This is a genomic window from Leucobacter albus, from assembly GCF_039528015.1.
Taxonomy (GTDB): domain Bacteria; phylum Actinomycetota; class Actinomycetes; order Actinomycetales; family Microbacteriaceae; genus Leucobacter; species Leucobacter albus.
This window is the reverse complement of record NZ_BAAAKZ010000013.1, coordinates 211,911-236,040: the sequence shown is the minus strand read 5'-3', so window position 1 is coordinate 236,040 and position 24,130 is coordinate 211,911. Positions and strand designations below refer to the sequence as shown.

Here is a 24,130-nt window from a genome sequence, read left to right as displayed (position 1 = left end):
GGGCGCGGCAACCTAGACTTGGCGCATGGAGACTGCTCGGCCGAAGTGGCGCACCCGTGCGTGGCTCGACGTCGGCATCGTGTTTCTGCTTGCCGCGATCCTGCTCGCGACCCTCTCATCCGAGAACGAGTCTGTGAAGCAGGGGATCGGCTACGTGACGCTCGCGGTGATTGTTGGCGGGCTGTGGGTGACGATCGCCAGGATTCGCAGGCAGCGCCGCGTCTACGAGCAGAAGCTCGCCGACTGGGCGACCGAACGCGCGGCGCAGGCCGAACGCCTGCGCATCGCGGCAGACCTCCACGACCTTGTCTCCCACGGGCTCGGGGCCATCACCGTGCGGGCCGCGGCCGCCCGCAGCGTCGAGGCCTCTGGCCCCGAAGGGCTCGGCGAGCGGGAGCGCGCGCTCGGGGACATCGAGACCGTCAGCCGCGAAACCACGACCGAACTGCGGCGAATGCTCACCGTGCTGCGCGAACCGGGAACGGCGCCGCTGCGCCCCGCCGACACGCTCACCGATCTGCCGCGGATCATCGCAGACGCTAGGGCCGCAGGCCTCGATGTGGGGCTTGAGATGGGCGGCGTGGGCGATCCACCCGCCGCGAGTGCTGCGCCCGGTTCGCCCGGTGTGCCAGGTGTACTCGAAACACCCGACGGGTCCAGTGCAGACCCTGCGTCCGCGTGGGGCACAGCCCTCGGCGCGGTGTCGCCCGGCGCGCAGCTCACCGTGTGCGCGGTGGTGCGCGAGGCCCTCGCCAACACGCTCAGGCACGCGGGCCCCAGTCGCACGTGCGTCACCGTTTCGCGCGAAGGTACGCAGATCACCGTGCGGGTGCGCGACGACGGGCCGCGGGGCGATTGGCGCGCAGCCCCCGGCGCCGGGCACGGGCTCGACGGCCTGCGCGGGCGCCTCGCGACCCTCGGTGGCGACCTCGAAACCGGGCCTGATGGCGCGGGCTTTTCGGTGCTCGCCCGCATCCCGGAGACGGCATCGTGACCACGCCAGCCATTCGGGTGCTCATCGCCGACGATCAGGCGCTTTTGCGCAGCAGCCTTGAGCTCATCCTCGGCGGCACGCCAGACCTTGCGGTCGTCGGCCTCGCGGCAACTGGTGCGGAGGTCGTAAAGCTGGCTCGGGAGCTCACCCCAGATGTCATCCTCATGGACATTCGCATGCCGGGCGGCGACGGTATCGAAGCGACTGGCGTGATCACCGCAGACCCTGCGCTCGCCGCGAGCAGAGTGCTCGTGCTGTCGATGTTCGAGCTTGACGAGTACGTCTATGGCGCGCTGCGAGCGGGGGCGAGCGGCTTTCTGCTCAAAGACGCACACCCCGACGAGCTCCGCGACGCGATCCGCCGCACCCACCTGGGCGAATCGCTGTTCGCCCCCACGATCCTTGCGGGGCTCATCGAGCACTATCTGCGGCGCCCGCAGGGTGCGGGGTTGGGCGCTGCCGTTGGGGTCCCTGGGGTAGCTGCCGCCGGTGCCGCCGCAGGCACCTCGGCGGGCGCCGCGGGCGCCGGGCAGGGCACGCTCGAGCGGCTCACGGCCCGGGAACGCGAGGTACTTGCGCTCGTCGCTCGCGGCCTGTCGAATGACGAGATCGCCCGCGAGTTCACCATCTCGGTGAAGACCGTGAAGACCCACGTCGGCAGCCTGCTCTCGAAGCTCCACGCCCGCGACCGCGCGCAGCTCGTCATCGCGGCCTACGAGGGCGGTCTCGTCGGGCGGGCCAAGCCGACGCGACATGCGTAGGATCAGCGTATGAGCCGTAGTGGTTTCCGCGAGCATCCTGCGAGATGGATTCTTTCCATTCTCGCCGCGATCGTGCTGGCGCCAATTCTGGCGCTGATTGGTGTCTACGTGTGGGCCTATCAGGCGAACAATAACGCCGCGCAGCAGTTTGAAGAGCGTCTACTTTCGCTGGAGCTGCCACCACGGACTGAGCTGGTGGACTCCACTTGGGGTGTCACTCGGTTTCACGGTCAAGGCAACGGTGCACAGCAAGGGGGTGGGCTCCTGTTACGGAGTGATCTCTCGCTAATGGCCCTTGAAGCCTTCTATGAGGAGCAGCCTGGAGGCCACCGGGTGATGCCTGCAAATGATGACGACCCAGGGCGAGAGTCCGTGCTTTTCAATGCAGATCACGACCTGGCTCAGCCCGGTCTATTCATCGTCTTCGAATCGGTAGAACCGACATCCTGGCTTCTTCGTGACTACGACATTCGCGGCCGCTAGCCGGGGCGTGTTCGTAACGGCGCTGGGGCAGAGCGAACCGAGCATGGAGTGTAGTTCAGGCCAAAATGCGGCGCTCGTCAACGGGGAAAATCGAGGGCTGGGGATTGAAGATCTTCCCATGACAAGCGAAAGACCTCCGATTCCCGGAGGTCCAACGCCGATCAGGAAAGCCCAATCCACTGAGTGCTCAAAATATCACGATTGCAGCGAAACTGGCGCGCCTGAGGGCCGCGTCGCTCGTTGGCTACCCCTCGGCCCGGCCGATCTTCCAATACCCCATGAACGCGACCGCTCGCCGGTCGATCGCGAGGTCGCGAACGAGGTGCCGCCGGAGCCGGGTGACGACGCCGGCCTCGCCAGCGAGCCATGCGTACTCCTCGCCAGTGACGTCTTCCGGCACGTCCCAGAGTATGTCGTCTGAGTCTTGCTGCGATCCGCCCCCGTTCGCGTCGCCCCCGTTCGCGTCGCTGACGCCGGCCGCATCGCCAGTGCCATCGCCAGGGCCGCCCGCCGCGGTAGTCAGCGCCGCGCCTCGCCGCTGACCCCAGTCGGCGATCGCGGGTTCGAGGAGGGCGCCGTGCGCGGCGCCGGCCCGCCCGAGCCAGGTGACAGCGACCCCGTTCGGGTGCGCGACCGTGAGCGCATCGGCCGCGTCTGGCACCTCGATGAACGCCTCGCCGGTGAAGTCGCGCGGCAGCGATTCGAGGATCGCGCAGATCGCGGGTGCCGCCGTCTCGTCGCCCGCGAGCAGCACGCGGCGCGCGTTGCCGGGGTTCCATTCGATGCCGCCGGCGGGCTCCGTGGCGCGCGAGTCTGGCCCGACGATGATGAGTTCGTCGCCCGGTTTCGCTGCCGTCGCCCAGGCCGAGGCTGGCCCCTCGGTGCCGTGGAGCACGAAGTCGATGTCGATCTCAGAGAGCTCGGGTCGCACGGCGCGGATCGTGTAGGTGCGGATCGGGTTGCGTTCGTCGTCGGGCAGCTCCCGCCAGGTGCGGTACCAGGCGAGCATCTCGGGGCGCGGGTCGCCGAACAGCCCGAGCTCGGGGAAGGTGCCGTCTGCGCGGGGGAGGAGTAGCTTGATGCGCTGGTCGAGGCCGTCGGTGCCGAAGTGTTCGAGCTCTGCGCCGCCGAAGGTGATGCGCGTGAAGTGGGGGCTGAGCTGTTCGATGCGGAGCACCTGAGCGAGGAAGGCGTCGTACGGCTGGCGTGCGGTCATGCGGGGTGGGCTCCTTGGGCGCTTGCGAGGGCGGGGCGTTGCTGGGAGTGCAACGAGAATCGCCCTCTACTCTATTCATCAGATCATTGTTAGGCTAGGCTCACTTAACTGTGAAAGCATCGATTCTTCGTGGCGCAGACCTGAGCCTTGGCTATCGCGGTACCCCTGTGGTGCACGGCGCGAACCTCACGCTCAGGCCCGGGCGCGTGACCGCGCTCGTCGGCCCGAACGGCAGCGGCAAGTCGACGCTGCTGCGCGCAATCGCGAGGCTCCACCACACCGAATCCGGCGACGTCAGCCTGGAGACCCCGGGCGCAGCCGCGCGCCCCGCCCGCGCACTCAGCGCGAAGGAATTCGCGCGCGAGGTCGCGATGCTGTCGCAGTCGCGCCCGCACCCGTCGGGGCTGTCGGTGCGCGACATTGTCACCTACGGCCGGCACCCGCACCGCGGCCGCTTCTCGGGGCTCAGCGATGTGGATCGCGCGGCCGTCGACACCGCCCTCGAGCTCACCGGCCTCACGAGCATGTGCGACCGCTCGGCCGATCAGCTCTCGGGTGGCGAGCTGCAGCGTGTCTGGCTCGGTACCGCGCTCGCGCAAGACACCGGCGTGCTGCTGCTCGACGAGCCGACCAACCACCTCGACCTCAAGCATCAGATCGACACGCTCGACCTCATCTGCGACCTCGCCGAGCGCGGCACCGCCGTCGGCGTGGTGCTCCACGATCTCGACCAGGCCGCTGGCGTCGCAGACGACGTCGTGCTGCTCGCCGCGGGCCGCGTGCTCGCCTCCGGTACTCCCGAGGAGGTGCTCACCGGCGAGCACCTGTCATCGGTCTACGGGCTCCCGATCGACACCCTCGTCGACGAGGACACGAGACGCGTGCGGGTGCTCCCGCGCGCTCGCCACCGGCAGCGCCCGCGCCGCCACGAACCGGAAGTCTGCACCGTATGACCACCCACACCTCGACCAACCGCGCCGCACGCCGCCGCACCCCGAGCCGCCTCGCAGCGATCGCGGCCCCCGCCGCCGCGCTCGCGCTGCTGCTGTCGGGCTGCGGCACAACCGCCGCGCCCAGCGCAGACTCGACTGAGACTGCCGCGGCGGAGATCGCCGGCTGCGAGGCCGACACCACGAAAACGAGCACCGGCGCCGTCGACCTCACCGACGCCTTTGGCCGCGAGGTAACGCTCGACGCGCCAGCGAAGCGCGTCGCCGTGCTCGAGTGGCAGCAGATCGAAGACGTCATCACGCTCTGCGTCGCCCCCGTCGCGGTCGCCGACGCCGACGGCTTCACGACCTGGGACACCGCCGTTGAGCTGCCCGAGGGCGCGACCGACGTCGGGTCCCGCCAGGAGCCGAACCTCGATGCGCTGTTCGGCACCGATCCCGATCTCGTGATTGTCGAGGCGTACACCGCCGAAGACGAGATCATCGGCAAGCTCGAAAAGTACGGCGTTCCCGTGCTCGCGACGAAGGGCGCAGACGCGAAGGATCCGATCGCGAACATGCGCGACACCTTCTCGCTTATCGCGGAGGCCACCGGCCGCGAGGAGCGCGCCGGCGTCGTGCTCGACGAGTTCGACGCGCACCTCGCCGAGGCGAAGGGCAGCCTGAAAGACGCGGGGCTCGAGACCACCGACTTCGTGTACTTCGACGGCTGGATCGACGGCGGCAACGTCGCGCTGCGCCCCTTCGGGCAGGGCTCGCTCGTCGGCGAGATCGGCGAGGAGCTCGGCCTCACGAACGCGTGGACCGGCGACGTCGACCCCGCCTACGGCCTCGGCCAGACCGACATTGAGGGCATGAAGGCCGTCGGCGAGGCGACCCTGCTGCACACCGCCACCGAGGAAAAGTCTGAAGACGAGTTCGCGCAGGCGCTCGAGACGAACCCCGTCTGGGCGGCGCTGCCAGCGGTCACTGAGGGCCGCCTGCTCTCCTTCCCGACGGGCATCTGGACGTTCGGCGGCCCGCGCTCGGCGCAGCAGATCATCGACGCCTACGTGTCGGTGCTCGCAGGCCCCGCAGCGGGCGAATGACACTGACCGCCCAGCGCCCGGTGGCAACGAGCCGCCGGGCGCTCGTGTTTGGCGGAGGCGGCGCGCTCGCCGTGCTCGCCGCCCTGCTCGCCGCGGTCGCCGCCTGGCACCTCTCGCAGGGCACCTCGGGCGTCGGCGCGGGCGACCTGCTCGCAGTGATCACCGGAAACGGCACCGACGACGCCCGCGATGTGCTGCTCGGGTCGCGCCTGCCACGTCTCGCCGCGGGCGTCGCGGTTGGGCTCGCGCTCGGCGTCGCGGGCGTGCTGCTGCAGACCCTCGCGCGGAACCCCCTCGCGTCTCCAGACACCCTTGGTGTGACCGCCGGCGCCTACCTCGCGGTGACCGCGGCAGCGGCGTTTGGGATCGCGGTGCCGCTCTGGGCGTCGGGGTTGCTCGCGTTCGGCGGCGGGCTTGCCGCGGCTGGTATCGTGCTCGGCCTCGCGGGCGGCGCCGGCACGTCGACCACCCGCCTCGTGCTCGCGGGCTCCGCGCTCGCGCTCGCCTTCCAAGCGCTCACCTCGGCGCTGCTCATTCTCTTCCAGGAGGAGACGAAGGGGCTGTTCGCGTGGGGCAGCGGCAGCCTGTCGCAGCTGAACCTCGACGCGGCGATGCGTGCGCTCCCGCTCATCGCGGTCGCGCTCCTGCTCGCGCTGCTGCTTGCGAGCCGACTCGACGTATTCATGCTTGGCGACGACCTCGCCCGCAGCCTCGGCGTGCCGCTGGGCTGGACCCGCGTCGGCGGCATCCTGCTCGCCGTCACCCTCTCGGCAATCTCCGTCGCGCTCGCGGGCCCCATCGGGTTCGTCGGGCTCTGCGCGCCCGTGCTCGCCAGGCTCTCCGCCCGCTGGGTGCCTGCATTCGAGAAACACGCGCTCAGGCTGCCCGCCGCCGGCCTCATCGGGGCGATCCTCGTGCTCGGCGCAGACGCGATCCTCCGCGCGATCCTCGGCGCGGCGGGCGCGGTGTCGGTGCCGACGGGCGTCGCGACGACAATCCTCGGCGCGATCGTGCTCGTCGCGCTTGCCCGCGGGCTTCGCGGTGGATCGGCCCGGGCCGCCCGCGTGCGCGAGGCCGCCCGATCCGCTCGCCGGTTCTGGGTCACCCTCGCCGTGCTCGCCGCCGCCCTCGTCGGCGTCGTGCTGCTCGGCGCGCTCGCAGGCAACAGGTGGCTGCTCACCGGCGACATCGCGCTCTGGATCCAGGGTGCCGCGCCTCCTCCCATCGCGCTCGCGCTCGGCGAGCGGGTGCCGCGCGTCTTCGCCGCAATCCTCGCGGGCGCCGCGCTCGCGCTCGCGGGCGGCATCACCCAGTCAGTGAGCCGCAACCCGCTCGCGGACCCCGGGCTCCTCGGCATCACCGGCGGTGGCGGGCTCGGCGCCGTCATCGCGGTCACCGCGGGCTTCGGCAACACGGCGGGCATCGCCGTCGCGGCGACGGTCGGCTCGCTGCTCGTCTTCGCCCTCGTCTACGGGCTCAGCTGGCGTGGGGGGCTCAGCGCCGACCGGCTTGTGCTCATCGGCATCGGCGTCTCGTCTGGCGCGGTCGCGCTCACGACCTTCCTGCTGCTGCGCTCAGACCCGTGGAACACACCGGCGATCTACACCTGGCTGTCTGGCACCACCTACGGGCGCACGTTCCCGCAACTGCTGCCCGTGCTCGTCGTGCTCGCCGTCGCGCTGCCGCTCGTGCTCGGTGCGCGCCGCGAGATCGACCTCATAGCCCTCGACGAAGACACCCCGCGGGCGCTCGGCGTCGGGCTCGAACGTTCAAGGCTCGGGCTGCTCGCGCTCGCGGCGGTGCTCGCCGCCGTGAGCGTCACAGCAGTTGGCGTCGTCGGCTTCGTCGGGCTGCTCGCCCCGCACGCGGCCCGCGCGCTCGTCGGGGCCCGGTCTGCCAGGTTCCTGCCTACGGCGGCACTCCTCGGGGCCGTGCTCGTCGGCGTCGCCGACGCCGTCGGCCGCACGGTGATCGCGCCAGCTCAGCTGCCGGCCGGCCTCGTCGTCGCCCTGCTCGGGGCGCCGTACTTCGTGTGGCTGCTCTGGCGCACCCGCGACGCGTAGCCCGGGCCTGGGCACTAACCCGCGCGTTGGCGCCCGGGCCCGTGTTCCGGGCCACGCCCGCGCGCATGCTGGTCAACCCTTGCGTTGCCTCCGAGATCACCCCCTTGTGTCGCGAAACAAGTATCCGCCTCGGAGGCAAGTGTAGGGCTCGCGCTCCGGCTCGCCGCCGGCCGCCGGCCGCCGGGGCCCGGCCCGGCGGTGGCGCGGCACCCCTGGGCTTCATGTGTGGCATATCTGTTGACGTGCTGAGGGTTGCTGCATAGCCTGATGGGCGACCGTGGCAGCAGCGACGCTGCCACGCGAGAGGAAGGCACCCACCATGACCAAGCTCCCCGACTATGAGACCCTCGCACTTGAAATCGAGGGCGACCTGCTCACAGCCACACTCGCCCGCCCGACCCGAGCCAATGCAATCAGCCAGCAGACGCTCAGAGATCTAATTGCCCTCGCCGATTGGTTGAGCGGCAACGCGGCGATCCGCTTCGTCATCATCACGAGCACCGGCCCGATCTTCGCCGCCGGTCAAGATCTGCGCGAGGCCCGTGGCGAGCTCGCCGACCGCGCGAGCGCTGGCGCCTCGGTGCGGGCCCTGCAGCGGCTCGCGCAGGAGGCAATGCACAAACTCGAGGGGCTGGAGCAGATCTCATTTGCGGTGCTGCAGGGATCTGCCTATGGCGCGGGCGTCGCGATCGCGCTGACCGCCGACTTTCGCATCATGGCTGCCGACGCGGTGCTGAATTTGCCAGAGACAAACATCGGTATGTTCCTCACGTACGGAGCGATACCGCGGCTGGTTGGCGTGATGGGGGCGAGTGCGGCGAAGGAGTTCGTGATGTTCGCCCGCGACATGACGGCGAGCGATGCGCTGCGCCACGGCCTCGTCAATACTGTCGCGCCTCGCGAGGATGTCTTGGAGACCGCTTATGCGCAGGTGAGCGAACTCAGGCAGAAAGACTTCCGATCGCTTCGCATCACCAAGCGGATCGCCCAGGCCGCTGCGGCAGTGAACGTCGGCGACATTCTCGTGAGCGAGCCCGAGCTTTCCGAGGGCGCGCTCTCAGACGGCACGACGCTGAAGCTCGTCGACCGATTCCTCGCCAGCCGAAAGTAGCGGCTGGTGACCCGCCAGTTGGCTGCCCGCAGCCGTCAACCCTGCACTTGCCACCGACGCCACCCTCTTAGCCCGCGGAATATGTAGAGGGCTCGGAGGTAACGCGAGGGTTGGCCGCGGGACCGGGCCCGGGACCGGGAGCGGGGGCCCGGCCCTACGCCCGCGCCGGGCCCTACGCCCGGGCCGCGCCGGGCCCTACGCCCACGCCGCGCCGGGCCCTACGCCCGGGCCGCGCCGGGCCCTACGCACGCCGCGCCCGGCCCTACGCCCGCGCCGGGCCCTACGCCCGGGCCGCGCCGGGCCCTACGCCCACGCCGCGCCGATACGCACCCCGACGCACGGCGGGCCCGAGCCCTACTCCCCGAGCAGCTCGCGCACCCGCGGAATGACCTCGCGGCCGTAGAGCTCGATGCTCGACATGAGCTGGGCGTGCGGCATCGTGCCGTTGGCGTACTTCAGGTCGAAGCGGTCTGCGCCAAGCGTGCCGACCGTCGACGCGATCTTCCGGGCGACGGTATCGGGCGAGCCGACGTAGAGGGAGCCCGAGGCGACCTCGCTATCGAACTCGGCGCGTGAGGCCTCGGGCCAGCCGCGCTCGCGCCCGATGCGGTTGCGGTTCGCGGCGAAGTGCTCCCACAGCTCTTCGCGCGCCTGCTCGTCGGTCGCGGCAACGTGGCCGGGGGAGTGCACGCCGAGCGGCATCGGGTCGACGCCGAGCTCCTGCTGGGCGCTGCGGTAGAGGTCTGCGAAGGGCAGGAAGCGCGCGGGGTCGCCGCCGATAATCGCGAGCATCATCGGAATGCCGACCTGCACGGTGCGCACGACCGACTGCGGGCTCCCGCCGACACCGATCCACGCGGGCACGCCGCCCGGGTGCTCGGTCTTCGGGTAGATCTCCTGGTTCACGAGCGGGGTGCGGTGCTTACCCGCCCACGTGACCGGGCCCTCCTCGCGCAGCTTCGCGAACAGGTCGAGCTTCTCGGCGAAGAGCGAGTCGTAGTCGGCGAGGTCGTAGCCGAACAGTGGGAACGATTCGGTGAACGATCCGCGGCCGAGAATCACCTCGGCCCGACCGCCGCTCACGCCGTCGAGCGTGGCGAAACGCTCGTAGACGCGCACCGGGTCGTCGCTCGAGAGGATCGTGACGCCCGTGCCGAGCAGGATGCGCTCTGTCGCGCCAGCGATCGCCGCAAGCACGATCTCGGGCGAAGAGATCGCGAAGTCGTCGCGGTGGTGCTCCCCGAGCGTGATCGCGTCGACGCCGAGGGAGTCGGCGAGCTTCGCCTGTTCGACGACGTCGCGCAGCACCTGCGCGGGGTGCGTGAGGCTGCCGTCGGGCTGGTGGGTGATGTCGCCGAAGGTGTCGAGGCCGAGGGCTACTCGCTTGCTGGGTGCCGGGCCAGAGGGCTGCGTCGTTTCCATGCCTCACTCAACGAAGGATCGGCCCCTGCTATTCCGCGGCTATGTCTCATGGGGCGCACCGCCGCGGGTCGCAGCGTCGGCGTTCACCCTGGGATCGGCGATAGATATGCAGGATCCGAGGGCATCTGGCATAGCTACTGCAGTTTGCAGATCGTGGGCCGGGCCGGGTCGGGCCGGGCCGGGCCGGGCACCGGGCCGAGCAAGGAGCCGAGCCGCGAATCGGGGCCTTACTTGCTGCGGATCGAGGTGATGAAGCCGAGGGTCGCGCCGACGACGCCGAAGGCGACCGCAATCATCCAGTTCACGCCGAGGCCGAGCATCGACGCGACGCCGGCCGCGAGCAGCAGCAGCTCGATGAGTGCGCGGCCAAACTTGTCGGTCGCGAGCACGGGCTTCGGCGACAGGAACAGCGCCCAGATGAGCACGCTGAGTGCGAGCAGCCCGAGGCCCACGAGGATGCCGGGGAACGGCATGTCCCAGCCGGTGAAGCCCCACACCGTGATCGTCACGATCGCGGTGAGGTGGAAGAGCCCACGCACTGCCTGCTGGGTCATCTGGGAGCGGGCCTTGTTCGGGGTGGGAGTTGCACTGGTCACTCGATCAAGTCTACCCGGCCAAACGCGTGCCCCAGCTCGCCTGCGGCACGCCCTGTGGTTCACCCGGCACTCCACAATGTGGTTCACCCGGCACTCCACAATGTGGTTCATGCGGTGCGGTGGTCGTAGCCTGATCACATAGACCAGTCGGGCGAGGGCGCGGCAACTCAGCGCGGGCCCAGCCGACTGCCGAGAGGAACGCATGACCCCGACACCCAAGCGCACCATCGTCGCGCTCGCCATCGCAGCAACGCTCGCGCTCGCGGGCTGCGCCCCGGCGGCAGGCGGCAACGCAGGCAACGACAGCGGCGGCGGCGAGACCCCCACCGCTGGCGGCACCCTCACCTACGGCAGGCTCGCGAGCGCGAGCGACCTCGACCTGCACACGCAGATCACCGCGAACAACGCGTTCGCGATCGACAAGATCTTCGAAACCCTCGTCTCGTTCGATGAGCACGGCAAGATCATCGACTGGCTCGCCGATAGCCACGAGATCTCGGCCGACGGCCTCACCTACACGTTCACCCTGCGCGATGGCCTCAAGTACTCGGACGGCAGCGACGTCAAAGCGGCCGACGTGAAGTTCTCGCTCGAGCGCAACCTCGCAAAGGCCGGGCCGCTCACGCTCACCGCGCCGATCGCGAACATCGCGACCGACGACGCGGCCCGCACCGTCGTCATCACCCTCGACGAGCCCTACACGCCGTTCCTCTCCGAGCTCACGAGCTTCGCCTCGGGCGTCATGCCGACCGATTTCGGCGGCAAGACCGAGGAGGACTACCTCAAGGCTCCCATCGGCACCGGCCCCTTCGCGGTGAGCGCATGGGACCCGGCCGGCGACCTGAACTACGTGAAGAACGAGCACTACTGGCAAGACGGCAAGCCGCTCCTCGACGGCCTCGACTACGTCTTCGTCGCCGACGACAACCAGCTGCTGCAGCGCCTGAACGCCGGTCAGATCGACGCGATCGAGCAGGTACCGGCCGCGAACGCCGAGTCGGTCGATGGTGGATCGGCGACGACCCTCCTCAATAGCGACTCGTGGGCGATTGAACAGATCTTCTTCAACACGCAAAAGCCTGAGTTCGCGGACAAGAACGTGCGCCGCGCGATCGCGCAGACGCTCGACCTGCCGGGAATCGCCAAGGCCACCACGTTCGGCACGGCCCGCGCCGCCTCCGCGCTCATCCCGCCGGCCATCGAGTACTCGGCTGCCGACGCGCACGACGAGAAGCCCGTGCTCGCCCACGACGTCGCCGCCGCGAAGCAGGAGCTCGCGAAGTCGGGCTACCCCGACGGTTTCACCGCGACGATGCTCATTCCGAGCGGCAACTCGGCCCGCGCCCAGATCGCGCAGATCGTGCAGGAGTCGCTCGCCGAGATCGGCATCACGGTCGAGATCGAATCGATCGACCTTGCCTCGTTCCGCGAACGCTTCAAGGCCTTCGATTACGACTTCATGATCAACTCGGGCCAGTCAGACGCGCCAGACCCGAACGGGCTCGTCACCTTCCAGGCCGACCCCGAGGGGTTCAGCAACTCGTACTGGACGCACTACACGAACCCCGAGGTGACGAAGCTCATGCACGAGGGTCGCACCACCCCAGACGGGCCCGAGCGCGAGAAGATCTACCTCGAGATCCAGCAGATCCTCGCCGGCGACGTCCCCTACATCCCCGTCTACTACTCGCCGAACCTCCACGGCACGACCGCGAAGGTGCACGGGCTCGAATCGCTGCCCAACGGCAGCGTCCGGTTCCAAGACGCCTGGCTCGACGCCAAGTAGCCGGCGCGACAACACACTCATTTACCGGCCCGGGCCGCCACAGCGATGGCGGCCCGGGCCGGTAAAGTAAGCCCCGTGTCAAAGGCCCCCGGATCCGCCGCAAGCGCCGCCCTGCGCACGGCGATCCGCGCAGCGCTCCGAGTCGCGGGCACGGTGCTCCCCGTGATGCTCGGCGTCGTCACCGCCGTGTTCTTCCTGCTGCGGCTCGTGCCCGGCGACCCCGCCGTGATGATTCTCGGCGACCGCGCCACCCCCGAGGCGCTCCAAGCGCTTCGCGCCGAGCTCGGCTTGAACGCGCCGCTCTGGCAGCAGTACCTCGACTTTCTTCGCGGCGTGATCACCCGCGGCGACACGGGCGACTCGCTCGTCACCGGCGTACCGACCGCCGAGCTCGTGCTGTCGCGCGCGCCCGTGAGCCTCGGCATCGTCGCGCTCGCACTCCTCATCGTGCTCGCGATCGCAGTGCCGCTCGCGCTCGCCGCGGCCAGTCGCCCGAACGGGTTCGTCGACCAGCTCGTGCGCATCGTGCCGACGATCACGCTCGGCATGCCGCTGTTCTGGATCGGGCTGCTCCTCATCATCGTCTTCGCCGTCGGCCTCGGCTGGTTCCCTGTCGGTGGCGTTGGGGCGCCGGGATCCGCCCCGCTCGAACCGCTGCGCTCCCTCGCGCTGCCCGCCCTCGCGGTCGCCCTCGGAATGGCGCCGCCGCTCATCCGATCGCTCCGCGCACAGCTGCTCGAGGTCACCGAGGCGGAGTTCGTGACGACGCTGCGGGCCGCGCGCATCTCCGAGCGCCGCATCCGCTGGCGCCACGTGCTCCGCGGCGCCGCGCTTCCCACCCTCAACCTGCTGAGCGTGAACCTCGCCTACCTCATCGGCGGCACCCTCGTCGTCGAGAAGGTCTTCGGAATCAACGGCCTCGGCACGCTGCTGTTCCAGTCGATCTCGAGCCGCGACTTCCCGGTCGTGCAGGCGATCGCGCTGTACTGCGCCGTTCTCGTCGTGCTCGTCACGCTCGCGGCGCAGGTGCTGTCGGCGCTCATCGATCCACGGCTGCGGGGCGCGCAATGACCGGCTGGGCGCGCGCGCTCAGGTCGCCGAGCTTCGTCGCCGGCGCGACGCTCACGCTCGCGATCGCGCTCGTCGCGGTCTTCGCCCCGGCGCTGGCCCCGCACTCGCCGACGGTTCAGGATCTCTCCGCAGGCCTCCTCCCGCCCTCCATCGCCCACCCATTCGGCACCGACCAGCTCGGCCGCGACGTGTTCTCGCGGGTGCTGTTCGCCGCCCGCACCGACCTCGGCATCGCGGTCACCGCGGCCGTCACCCCGTTCGTCGTCGGCGTCGCCCTCGGCCTCATCTCGGGCTACTTCGGCCGCCGCACCGACTGGGTGATCTCGCGCATCACCGACACCGTCATAGCCTTCCCGTTCTACGTGCTCGTCATCGCGATCGTGTTCGCGGTCGGCGCTGGCGCCCCCGGCATCATCGCCGCGTTCGCGCTCGTCGGTTGGGTCGGCTACGCCCGCGTGATCCGCGCGCTCACCGCGTCGATGCGGGAGCAGGGCTGGGTGCGGGCCGCCCGCGGCGGCGGGCTCTCGCACGCCCGCATCCTCGTGAGGCACCTGCTGCCGAACGTGCTGCCGCAGGCGGTCGTACTTCTCGCCACCGAGATCGTGCTCATCATGGTCGCGATCGTGACCCTCGGCTTCCTCGGGCTCGGCATCCAGCCGCCGACGCCAGACTGGGGCACGATGATCGCCGACGGGCAGGCGTTCGTGACCTCGCACTGGTGGCTGTCGGCGCTGCCGGGCCTCGCCGTCGTCATCACCGGCATCGCGCTGTCGCTGCTCGGTGATGGTGTGGGCGATGCGCTACGGGTGACGGGGGACCGGGGCGGGCGCCGGGCGCGCGGTGCCCGTGTCGCCCGTGCCGCCCGTGCCGCCCGTGGCCCCCGGCCCGCGACCCCCGGCATTGCCGCGGGTGCGCTCAGCGTCCGCGACCTGCGGATCGGCGGGCTGAACGCCGATATGGCAGCAGTTGTCGCCTCCCGGGCCGGGAAGCGACAACAAGTGCCATATCGAGGATTGGTTGGCGGGGCCGGTGCCGGAGCCGGGGCCGGGGCCGGGGCCGGAGCCGGAGCCGCCGTCGGGAGCCAGGCCGGTGGCGTGACCTTCGAGGTCGCGCCGGGGGAGGCGCTCGGCATCGTCGGCGAGTCGGGTTCGGGCAAGAGCCTCACCCTGCGCGCGATCGCGGGGCTGCTGCCGCCAGGCACCGAGCAGACGGCGGGCGCGATCGCGATCGGCGGCACGTTCGGCATGGTCTTCCAAGACCCGCTCTCGGCGCTCGACCCGCTCACCCGCGTCGGCACTCAGCTGCGGGAGGCCTGCGCGGCCGCAGGGGCGGCAGACCCCACAGCCCGCGTGCGCGAACTCCTCGAGGCTGTGCGTCTCGACGACTCCGAGCGCGGAGGGGCCGAACGCATCGCCCGCTCCTACCCGCACCAGCTCTCGGGCGGGCAGCGGCAGCGCATCGTCATCGCGATGGCGCTCGCCGGCGACCCAGCCGTGCTGCTTGCAGACGAACCGACGACGGCGCTCGATGTGACCGTGCAGCGCGAGGTGCTCACGTTGCTCGACACGCTCAGGCGCGAGCGCGGCCTCACCCTGCTGCTCGTCAGCCACGACCTCGCGGTCGTCGCATCGATGTGCGAGCGCATCGCGGTGATGCGGGGCGGAGAGATCGTCGAGACCGGGAAGACCGCGGCGGTGCTCGCGCGGCCCGCTCACGCCTACACCCGGCAGCTGTTGGCGGCGGTGCCGCGGGCGCCCGCGAACCCGGCGGGGCCAGACCGGGCCTTGGCTCCGGCAAAGAACACCACTGATCTGGAAGCAGGCCCGAGCCCCTCCGCGGTGCCGGTGCTCACCGTGCGCGACCTCGCCGTTCGCTACGACGGCGGCTACGGCGGCAGCTACGGCAGTAAGGACGCGGTGACCGGGGTCTCGTTCGCGGTGACGGGGGCGCTCGGCCTCGTCGGAGAATCTGGGTCGGGCAAGACGACAATCGCGCGCGCCATTGCCGGGGAGCTCCCGGCAGCGGCCGGTCAGATCGAGTTCGGGGCGAGCCCGCTTGCGACGGGGCGCGGATCGGTGCGACCGGGTCGCGGATCCGCACCGCGCCGCCGCACGGCCGCACAGCGCGCGGCGATTCAGCTCGTCCCGCAGGATCCGATGTCGTCGCTCAACCCGCGCCGTCGCGTCGGCGCCGCGCTCGCGGAGGTGCTCCGAGCGCACGACCGGCTTGGCGGGTCGACCGGGCGCGACCGTGCCGCCGTCGACGCCCGCGTAGCGGAGCTGCTCACCGAGGTCGGCCTCGACCCCGCGCATGCGAGCGCCTACCCGCACGAGCTCTCGGGCGGGCAGCGTCAGCGCGTCGCCATCGCGCGGGCGCTCGCCGTCTCACCGAAGCTCCTCATCGCAGACGAGGCGACGAGCGCGCTCGACGTCTCCGTGCAGGCTGAGATTCTCGGGCTGTTCAAGCGGCTCCGCGCCGAACGTGCGGTGGTGCTCATCGTGATCTCGCACGATCTCGCCGTCGTCAACGAACTCTGCGACGACGTCGTCGTGCTGCGCGGCGGCCGCGTCGTCGAACAGGGCCCGCGCGTGCTCACCCACCCGAGCGCCGCCTACACCCGCGAGCTGCTCGACGCGGTCGTTCGGCTCCCTGGGAACGCGGCCAGTGGAGCTGCGTAGCCTGGTGCGGTACCCTCAGATCACCTGAGCCAAAGGAGGTGCCGGGTGCGCAACAGTCGGCATGCCCTTGAACGCGGCGAATCGGTCTGGAAGCGTCGGTTACTGCTCGAGCGTGCGCACGAGAGATTCGTGGCGGATCCGTCGCTGTCGAACGACCTAGAATCGCGCCAGTCATTCGCCGTTCAGAGCGATCTGCGCTCGGTCGTGCTCGACTCCTGGGTGCGCTCCAAGCAGCGCGAGGTCGACCCGAACGTCACCCCGGGCGAGCGGCCGCTGTCGGCCGACGAGCTCGAAGAGCTGCAGCGCCTGCACCCCATCGCGCGCGTGCTCCCCGTCGTCAACCGGTTGCTGCTCGACGAGGCGATGCAGGCGGGGTTTGTCGTTGCGATCGGCGATGCCGCGGGCAGGTTGCTGTGGGTCGACGGCGACAGTCGGCTGCGCTCTGAGGCCGAGGAGATGGGGTTTGCCGCGGGCGCTGACTGGTCTGAAAACGCCGTCGGCACCTCGGCGCCGGGGTCTGCGCTGCTGCTCGGCGATTCGATTCAGGTGCTCGGCGCCGAGCACTACAACCGCGCCGTGCACCAGTGGAGCTGCACCGCCGTTCCCGTGCACGAGCCCGAGAGCGGCGCCATCATCGGTGTGATCGACGTCACGGGCAACGACGCGGCGGCCTCGCCCCACATTCTGCCGCTCGTCGAGGCGACGCGGGCCGCGGTCGAGGCCGAGCTGAAACTCGTTGCGATGCGCGCCGCCCTCGAGCGCGGCCACGAGATGACCGGCCAGCGCAGCATCACGAGCACCGCTCGCGGGTCGCGCAGGCAGCCGCTGAAGCAGGCGACGCCGCGGCTCATGCTGCTCGGGCGAGACCCGGCGCTGCTCGAACACGGGGGCGGCTTCTCGAGCGTGAGCAGGCGGCACGCCGAGATTCTCGTCGCGCTCGCGGAGGCGACCGGGGGGCTGTCAGCTGCCGCGCTCGCGGAGCAGGTCTACGGCGAGCCGGGGGCCGAGCAGAGCCTCAGGCCCGAGGTCGTGCGGCTGCGCAAGTGGCTCGCGCAGCACGCCGTCGGGCTCGAACTGCTCTCTCGCCCCTACAGGTTGAGCGGCCCGCTTAGGCTCGACGCGCACGAGACGCTCGAAGCGCTCGAGCGGGGAGCGCACAGGCTCGCGCTCGCCGCCTATGAGGGCCCCGTGCTCCCGCCCTCCGACGCACCCGTCATCGAGCAACTGCGCCACGAGGTCGACTCGACCCTGCGCGAGGCGATGCTGCAGACGGCTGCCGCGCCGCTGCTCTTCGAGTACGCGCAGAACTGGGCGGTCGACGATGTGCAGGTGTGGGAGGCGCTGCTGCAGGCGCTGCCGCCGCTCTCGCCCAAGCGCACCCGCGTCGTCGCGCGGCTCGAGACGCTCGCCGCGGAGGGCTAACGCGACGTTGCGCGGGCCCTGGCCGCCGCGCAACCTAGATGCAACCTTCGCGAGCCTACTCTGACAGCACGAAGACCGGGCACCACCCGCTTCGTTACTTCGACAACGACGTCAGAGAGAGGTAGCACCATGACTGTCTACGCATTCCCAGGGCAGCCCGATTCGCTCGTGAGCTTCAAGAGCCGGTACGAGCACTACATCGGCGGCGAGTGGGTTCCGCCCGTCAAAGGCCAGTATTTCGAGAACATCACCCCGGTCACCGGGCAGGCGTTCTGCGAGGTCGCCCGCGGCACCGCGGAAGACATTGAAGCGGCCCTCGACGCCGCCCACCAGGCCGCGCCAGCGTGGGGCAAGACGAGCCCTGCCGAGCGCGCCCTGATTCTCAACAAGATCGCCGACCGCATGGAGGCGAACCTCGAGATGATCGCGGTCGCAGAGACCTGGGACAACGGCAAGGCGGTGCGCGAGACGCTCAACGCCGACATTCCGCTCGCGATCGACCACTTCCGCTACTTCGCCGGGGCCATCCGTGCGCAGGAGGGCAACCTCTCACAGATCGACGAAGACACTGTTGCCTACCACTTCCACGAGCCGCTCGGCGTCGTCGGGCAGATTATCCCGTGGAACTTTCCGATTCTCATGGCCGTGTGGAAGCTCGCGCCGGCGCTCGCCGCAGGCAACGCGGTCGTGCTGAAGCCGGCCGAACAGACCCCGGCCTCGATCATGGTGCTGTTCGAGCTCATCGGTGACCTGCTGCCCGCCGGCGTCGTGAACATCGTCAACGGCTTCGGCGCGGAGGCGGGCAAGCCGCTCGCCTCGAACCCGCGCATTCGCAAGATCGCGTTCACCGGCGAGACGACGACCGGCCGACTCATCATGCAGTACGCGTCGGAGAACATCATTCCGGTGACGCTCGAGCTCGGCGGTAAGAGCCCGAACATCTTCTTTGACGACGTCGCGGCAAAGGACGATGCCTTCTGGGACAAGGCTCAAGAAGGCTTCACCATGTTCGCCCTGAACCAGGGCGAGGTCTGCACCTGCCCGTCGCGCGCGCTCATCCAGGAGTCGTTCGCCGACGACTTCCTCGATAAGGTTGTCGCCCGCACCGAGCTCATCACGCGCGGCAACCCGCTTGACACCGACACGATGATGGGGGCGCAGGCCTCGAACGATCAGTTCGAGAAGATCAAGTCGTACCTCGACATCGGCAGGCAGGAGGGCGCGCAGGTGCTCACCGGCGGCGGCGTCGACGACCTCGGCGGCGAGCTCGCGGGCGGCTACTACATTCAGCCGACCATCTTCCGGGGCGACAACTCGATGCGCATCTTCCAAGAAGAGATCTTCGGGCCCGTGGTGTCTGCGACGACCTTCACCGACTTCGACGACGCGATTCGCATCGCGAACGACACCCTCTATGGCCTCGGCGCCGGCGTCTGGAGCCGCGACGGGAGCACCGCGTACCGGGCGGGCCGCGCGATTCAGGCGGGCCGCGTCTGGGTGAACAACTACCATGCCTACCCGGCGCACGCGGCCTTTGGCGGCTACAAGTCGAGCGGCATTGGGCGCGAGAACCACCTGATGATGCTCGACCACTACCAGCAGACGAAGAACCTGCTGTGGAGCTACAGCCAGAACGCCCAGGGCTTCTTCTAAACCGATACCGCTGCACCGTCGCAGCACACTGAAAGGAACACGAGAAATGACAACGAACTCCATGCGCGCGGCATCAGTGCCCGCCTTCGGCAAGCCACTCGAGGTTGGCGAGCAGAGCGTTCCGAGCCCGGGCCCAGGCCAGGCGCTCGTGCGCGTGCTCACAACCGGCGTCTGCCACACCGACCTGCACGCCGTCGAGGGCGACTGGCCGGTGAAGCCGAGCCCGCCGTTCATTCCCGGGCACGAGGGCGTCGGCTACGTCGAGGCTGTCGGCGAGGGCGTCACGAATGTCGCGGTCGGCGACCTCGTCGGCAACGCGTGGCTGTGGTCGGCGTGCGGCGAGTGCGAGTACTGCCGCACGGGCTGGGAGACGCTGTGCGAGCAGCAGCAGAACGGCGGCTACTCGGTCGACGGCTCGTTCGCGGAGTACATGCTCGTCGACGCGACCTATGCCGCGGTCGTACCGGCCGGGTCTGACCCGGTCGAGGTCGCGCCGGTGTTGTGCGCCGGGGTGACCGTGTACAAGGGGCTGAAGATGACGGGCGTGCTGCCAGGGCAGTGGGTCGTCATCTCGGGCATCGGCGGGCTCGGGCACATCGCCGTGCAGTACGCGGTGGCGATGGGCATGCGCGTCGCCGCGGTCGATATCGCCGACGACAAGCTCGCGCTCGCGAAGAAGCACGGAGCCGAGGTGACCGTCAACGCGCTGAACGAAGACCCGGTCGAGGCGATCCAGCGCGAAACGGGCGGGTCGCACGGCGTGCTTGTGACCGCGGTGCACCCCTCGGCCTTCGGCCAGGCGATCGGCATGACCAGGCGCGGCGGCACGATCGTGTTCAACGGGCTGCCGCCAGGGGACTTCCCCGCACCGATCTTCGACATCGTGCTGAAGGGCCTCACGATTCGCGGGTCGATTGTTGGTACCCGACAAGACATGATCGAGGCGCTCGACTTCTACGCGCGCGGGCTGATTCACCCGACCGTCGCCGAGCGACCGCTCGACGACGTGAACGCGGTGCTCGACGAGATGCGCGCCGGAAAGATCGACGGCCGCGTGGTGCTCAGGCTCGCGAACGCCTGACCCGACGGGCCCGGGGAGTGCTCCCCGGGCCCGTCGCTAGCGGCCATGCCGCCCCCGACCCCCAGACAACGGAGAGGGAATCACCATGACTGACAGCAAGACACCGGGCGCCATCATCGCGCGGCCCGAGGTCGCGGGTGAAAGCGAGAGCAGGCTCGCGTTTACCCCGGCGGCCATTGAGCTCATCGAGCGACTCTGGGCGATGCACGGCCCGCTCATGTTTCACCAGTCTGGCGGCTGCTGCGACGGCAGCGCGCCCATGTGCTACCAGGCCGGCGAGTTCAAGACCGGGGGCCAAGACCTAAAGCTCGGCACGCTCGAGCTCCCGGGGCTGGGCGGGTCGGCCGAGCCGCGCGAGATTGCGTTCTGGATGTCGCGCGAACAGTTCGAGGTGTGGGCGCACACGCACCTGACGATCGACGCCGTGCCGGGGAGGGGGTCGGGGTTCTCGCTCGAGGCGCCCGAGGGGCAGCGATTTCTCATCAGGTCTCGGCTGCTGTAACCGACGCCGCCGCGCCGGCACGCCCGCCCGTACCGCTACCCGCCCGCCTGCACCGTTACCGGCACCAGCGTCATCGATGAGAGCTCCTGCGCACTGTGCGCACGCCAAACACCAGCAATGCCCGACCCGCAGTGTTTTCACAGCAGCGGGTCGCTAGTTGCTACGCTGGGAGTGACCCTGCTGATGACTGAATGAGGTGCGCTATGGGAGCGATCATGGACTGGCTGAACGGCCTGCTCGATGGGTCGCTCATCGCCGGCGGCATCTTTTTGATCATTGGCGTGGTCGGCGGGGTGCTGCTGCTGCTCTCGCTCGTGCTTGACGGCATCTTCGACGCCTTCGATTTCGGCGACGGGCCCCTGAGCCTCACCACGATCGCCGCGTTCACTGCGATCTTCGGGTTCACAGCCTTCGCGCTCGTCGGCGCCGGTCTGCCGACACCGCTCGCCGGGCTCCTCGGGGCCGTTGCCGGGGTGCTGGGCGGTGCTGCCGCCTGGTGGCTGAGCAAAGTGATCCGCAGCGCAGAATCCTCGACCGCGGTGAGCGGCGACGAACTCGTCGGCTCGATCGCCGGCGTTGTGCTCGCGATCCCAGCTGGCGGCCTCGGCGAGGTTGCGCTCGTGCGGCACGGCGAGCGCGTGTCGCTCTCGGCGACCGCCGATACCGCGATTCCGCGCGGCGCCCAGGTGCGCATCGCCCAGACGATCACTGCGACCTCGGTGCGCGTTGAGCCGGTGCAGACCGACCCCGTGCAGACCGATCCCGCGCCGGCCGATCCCGCGCCGGCCGATCCCGCCCCGGCCGATCCCGCCCCGGCCGATCCAACGCCCGTCGATCCCGGCGCGCAGCCCGCCTAGCCTGTTCGTGCCGGCGCGAGCGCCGGCTTCCATGAAAACTGAATTTCCCCGGGAGGGAACATGTTCTTCATCACCCCAGCCATCGTCGGTGTGTTCGGCGCGGTTGTCGCGCTCGTGCTCATCGCGCTGGTCATCATCAAGCGCTACCGCATCGCGAAGCCCGACGAGGCGATCATCGTCACCGGCGGCAAGGGCAAGGAAGTGAAGTCGGCCGACGGCGGCACCGTGCGTGACATGTCGGGCCAGAAGGTCGTGACCGGCGGCGGCGTCTTCGTGCTGCCATTCGTGCAGAAGTCGTTCACTATCTCGCTGCGCTCGCGCAGGCTCTCGATCACGACCGAGGCGCAGACGACCGACGGCATCACCATGCAGGCGCAGGCCGTCGCCGTCGTGAAGGTTGGCGGCACGCAAGAAATGATTCGCGCAGCCGCCCAGCGCTTCCTCTCGAACTCCGACGAGATCGACGAGTCGACGCAAGAGGTGCTCTCGGGCTCGCTGCGTTCGATTATCGGTGGCCTGACAGTGCTGCAGATCATTCGCGACCGCGCGGTCGTCGCCCAGAGCGTGCTCGAAGCCGCCGAGGAGGCGCTCACGAAGCAGGGCCTCGTCGTCGATACGCTGCAGATTCAAGAGATTCGCGACGGCGCCGACTACATCGCGAACATCGGTCGCCCCGAGGCAGCGAAGGTGCGCCAGGCCGCAGACATCGCCGAGACGAACGCCTACCAGGCGTCTGAAGAGGCGAAGATCGGCGCCGAGAAGGTGCTGCTCGACCGCAACCGCGAGCTGAAGCTGCGCCAGGCCGAGATTCAGGCCGAGACCGACAAGGCGAACGCGCAGGCGCAGGCGGCAGACCCGCTCGAGCAGGCGATCCAGCAGCAGGCGATCGTCGAGCAGCAGCAGATCACCGCGCAGAAGGAGGTTGCGCTGCGCACCGAGAAGCTCAACGCAGACGTTCGCGCCGTCGCCGAGGCTGAAGCATACCGCGTCGAGGCGCTCGCGAAGGCGGAGGCCGCGGCGGCGGTGTCGGCGGCCGACGGTCGCGCGCAGGCGGTCGAGCGGGAGGGCCTCGCCGCCCGTGCCGCTCGTATCGCGGCATCGGAAGCGGTCGCGGCCGAGGGCCGTGCCGAGGCCGAGGCGATCCAGGCGAAGGGTACTGCAGAGGCCATCGCCGTCGAGGCCCGCGCGCGGGCGCTCGAGACCCAGTCGCAGGCCGTGCTCGCGCAGGAGCTCATCCACCGCCTCCCCGAGATCGCGAGCGAGTACGCGCAGGCGATTGCCGGTATCGACAGCATGACCGTCGTGTCCGCCGACGGGACGTCGCGCGTCGCGGGCGATGCGATGGGCAACCTCAAGGGCCTACTTGAGATGGCGCGCGAGACCGTTGGCGTCGATCTCGTCGGCATGCTCAACGGGGTTGTCACGGGCAGTGCCGCGGGAGCCGCGGCCGGTCGCGCGGCGAACCCGGCGGCGCAGCTTGCGCACGGCGGCGGATCCGAGACCTCGGCCGAATCGCAGCCCGAGGCGGGGGCTGATCGCGCAGACGAGGTGGCCGCCGAAACCACCCAGCACGCTCAGGCCGCGGCAGCCGAGCCGGGCCAGGCGCAGCAGGCCGAGCCCCGCCAGACGCTCGTCAACGACGGCGAATAGCGCGGGGTTCATGCCCGACAGGGCAGAATAGGGGTATGCGGCGCACCCGAAACACTCAGGAGACCACGGTCTTGCCAGCCCCCGCCGCCGATGGAGTAGCCACGGCGGCGGGGGCTCGTGTGTGGCCGGGGGGCGGTGCGGCATCGCTGAGCGCGCAGGCTGCTGCGCCGCTCGCCCCCGAAGAAATCGTGGTGCGGGTTCGGCGGCACGGCAGGCACCTCACACTCCCGGTGGCGATGCTGTTTGTCATCGCGGGCGCGGGCGGCTACTTCATTGGATCCCTGCCCGAGGCGTGGATGAACTGGGCAGCGCTCGCGGTGGCCGCGCTGCTCTTCGTGTTCGCGGCGATCGGCCCCATTCTCGGCTGGCTTGCCCGGCGCGCGGTCGTGACCACGCGCCGCGTCATCGTGCACCACGGCTTCTTCGTGCGGCACCGCAGCGAGGTGTCGCTCGCTCGGGTGCGCGAGGTGCGTTCGAAGCAGAACCCTGTGCAGCGCATGTGGGGGTCGGGCGATATCGATCTGTTTGTCGGGGCCGAGGCGACGCGCATTCCAGACGCCCCCGGCCTCAACGGGCTGCAGGCGGCGTTGCAGGAGCTGGCGGCGCGCAGCTACGACGAACAGGTTCGCGCGACCGGGTTCGGCAGTGGGCTTGGCACGGGTGTCTCGAGCGGCTTCGGCGGCGGCTTCGGCGGCGGAGCGGGCCGGTAGCACTGCCAGCCGGTAGCCCCGCCAGCCGGTAGCCCT

At 70.0% G+C, this 24,130-nt stretch carries 20 protein-coding genes; 17 read left to right on the top strand and 3 right to left on the bottom strand.

Features of this window, described 5'->3' with window-relative positions:
* Nucleotides 1-25: 25 nt before the first annotated feature.
* Genes ABD115_RS14220 through ABD115_RS14210 form a run of 3 tightly spaced genes read left to right on the top strand, consistent with a single transcriptional unit; the run spans nt 26 to nt 2,238 of the window.
* Nucleotides 26-994, top strand: coding sequence for a sensor histidine kinase (locus tag ABD115_RS14220; RefSeq protein WP_343961992.1), 969 nt, complete (start codon nt 26-28; stop codon nt 992-994).
* Nucleotides 991-1,755, top strand: coding sequence for a response regulator (locus tag ABD115_RS14215; RefSeq protein WP_343961990.1), 765 nt, complete (start codon nt 991-993; stop codon nt 1,753-1,755). Before ABD115_RS14220 ends, ABD115_RS14215 begins: the two co-directional genes overlap by 4 nt.
* A 9-nt stretch (nt 1,756-1,764) precedes the next feature.
* Nucleotides 1,765-2,238 carry a hypothetical protein gene (locus ABD115_RS14210; RefSeq protein ID WP_343961988.1) on the top strand — a complete coding sequence of 158 codons (474 nt, stop codon included), beginning with the start codon at nt 1,765-1,767 and terminating at the stop codon, nt 2,236-2,238.
* Nucleotides 2,239-2,482: 244 nt separating this feature from the next.
* Here ABD115_RS14210 and ABD115_RS14205 read toward each other — a convergent pair whose 3' ends face one another.
* On the bottom strand, nt 2,483-3,454 hold the full coding sequence (locus tag ABD115_RS14205; RefSeq protein ID WP_343961986.1) for a siderophore-interacting protein: 972 nt from the start codon (nt 3,452-3,454) through the stop codon (nt 2,483-2,485).
* Between the two features lie 110 nt (nt 3,455-3,564).
* On the opposite strand from ABD115_RS14205, the gene ABD115_RS14200 reads away from it, so the two are divergent.
* From ABD115_RS14200 to ABD115_RS14185, 4 genes are all read left to right on the top strand, one after another.
* A complete protein-coding gene (locus tag ABD115_RS14200; RefSeq protein WP_343961983.1) occupies nt 3,565-4,407 on the top strand; it encodes an ABC transporter ATP-binding protein in 843 nt (280 codons plus the stop codon).
* Complete coding sequence (locus ABD115_RS14195) at nt 4,404-5,492, top strand: iron-siderophore ABC transporter substrate-binding protein (RefSeq protein WP_343961981.1); 1,089 nt, start codon at nt 4,404-4,406, stop codon at nt 5,490-5,492. The genes ABD115_RS14200 and ABD115_RS14195 overlap by 4 nt, the downstream gene beginning before the upstream one ends.
* Complete coding sequence (locus ABD115_RS14190) at nt 5,489-7,555, top strand: iron ABC transporter permease (protein WP_343961979.1); 2,067 nt, start codon at nt 5,489-5,491, stop codon at nt 7,553-7,555. The genes ABD115_RS14195 and ABD115_RS14190 overlap by 4 nt, the downstream gene beginning before the upstream one ends.
* A gap of 319 nt (nt 7,556-7,874) precedes the next feature.
* Nucleotides 7,875-8,666, top strand: coding sequence for an enoyl-CoA hydratase/isomerase family protein (locus ABD115_RS14185; RefSeq protein ID WP_343961977.1), 792 nt, complete (start codon nt 7,875-7,877; stop codon nt 8,664-8,666).
* 354 nt (nt 8,667-9,020) lie between these two features.
* On the opposite strand, the gene ABD115_RS14180 is transcribed toward ABD115_RS14185, so the two are convergent.
* Together ABD115_RS14180 and ABD115_RS14175 are read right to left on the bottom strand one after the other, a co-directional pair.
* Nucleotides 9,021-10,088: an LLM class flavin-dependent oxidoreductase gene (locus tag ABD115_RS14180; RefSeq protein WP_343961975.1), complete on the bottom strand. Its 1,068-nt coding sequence runs from the start codon at nt 10,086-10,088 to the stop codon at nt 9,021-9,023.
* Nucleotides 10,089-10,315: 227 nt separating this feature from the next.
* Entirely contained in the window at nt 10,316-10,684 is a 369-nt protein-coding gene (locus ABD115_RS14175; RefSeq protein ID WP_343961973.1) for a DUF2568 domain-containing protein, read from the bottom strand.
* Nucleotides 10,685-10,886: 202 nt separating this feature from the next.
* Here ABD115_RS14175 and ABD115_RS14170 point away from each other — a divergent pair, with 202 nt between their 5' ends.
* From ABD115_RS14170 to ABD115_RS14125, 10 genes are all read left to right on the top strand, one after another.
* On the top strand, nt 10,887-12,470 hold the full coding sequence (locus ABD115_RS14170; RefSeq protein WP_343961971.1) for an ABC transporter substrate-binding protein: 1,584 nt from the start codon (nt 10,887-10,889) through the stop codon (nt 12,468-12,470).
* A gap of 75 nt (nt 12,471-12,545) precedes the next feature.
* Entirely contained in the window at nt 12,546-13,541 is a 996-nt protein-coding gene (locus tag ABD115_RS14165; protein WP_343961970.1) for an ABC transporter permease, read from the top strand.
* A complete protein-coding gene (locus tag ABD115_RS14160) occupies nt 13,538-16,219 on the top strand; it encodes an ATP-binding cassette domain-containing protein (protein ID WP_343961968.1) in 2,682 nt (893 codons plus the stop codon). The genes ABD115_RS14165 and ABD115_RS14160 overlap by 4 nt, the downstream gene beginning before the upstream one ends.
* 129 nt (nt 16,220-16,348) lie before the next feature.
* Nucleotides 16,349-17,641 carry a transcriptional regulator gene (locus tag ABD115_RS14155; RefSeq protein WP_343961965.1) on the top strand — a complete coding sequence of 431 codons (1,293 nt, stop codon included), beginning with the start codon at nt 16,349-16,351 and terminating at the stop codon, nt 17,639-17,641.
* 129 nt (nt 17,642-17,770) lie between these two features.
* Nucleotides 17,771-19,294 carry an aldehyde dehydrogenase gene (gene adh / locus ABD115_RS14150; protein WP_343961963.1) on the top strand — a complete coding sequence of 508 codons (1,524 nt, stop codon included), beginning with the start codon at nt 17,771-17,773 and terminating at the stop codon, nt 19,292-19,294.
* A 61-nt stretch (nt 19,295-19,355) separates the two neighbouring features.
* Nucleotides 19,356-20,375 (top strand): alcohol dehydrogenase AdhP, encoded by a 1,020-nt coding sequence (gene adhP / locus ABD115_RS14145; RefSeq protein WP_382389033.1) that lies wholly within the window; start codon nt 19,356-19,358, stop codon nt 20,373-20,375.
* 85 nt (nt 20,376-20,460) lie between these two features.
* Nucleotides 20,461-20,877, top strand: a complete 417-nt coding sequence (locus ABD115_RS14140; protein ID WP_343961959.1) for a DUF779 domain-containing protein — start codon at nt 20,461-20,463, stop codon at nt 20,875-20,877.
* 203 nt (nt 20,878-21,080) lie between these two features.
* Complete coding sequence (locus tag ABD115_RS14135; RefSeq protein ID WP_343961956.1) at nt 21,081-21,734, top strand: hypothetical protein; 654 nt, start codon at nt 21,081-21,083, stop codon at nt 21,732-21,734.
* A gap of 60 nt (nt 21,735-21,794) precedes the next feature.
* Nucleotides 21,795-23,384 carry a flotillin family protein gene (locus ABD115_RS14130; protein WP_343961954.1) on the top strand — a complete coding sequence of 530 codons (1,590 nt, stop codon included), beginning with the start codon at nt 21,795-21,797 and terminating at the stop codon, nt 23,382-23,384.
* 35 nt (nt 23,385-23,419) lie between these two features.
* Nucleotides 23,420-24,094 carry a PH domain-containing protein gene (locus ABD115_RS14125; protein WP_343961952.1) on the top strand — a complete coding sequence of 225 codons (675 nt, stop codon included), beginning with the start codon at nt 23,420-23,422 and terminating at the stop codon, nt 24,092-24,094.
* The last annotated feature ends 36 nt before the right edge of the window (nt 24,095-24,130 follow it).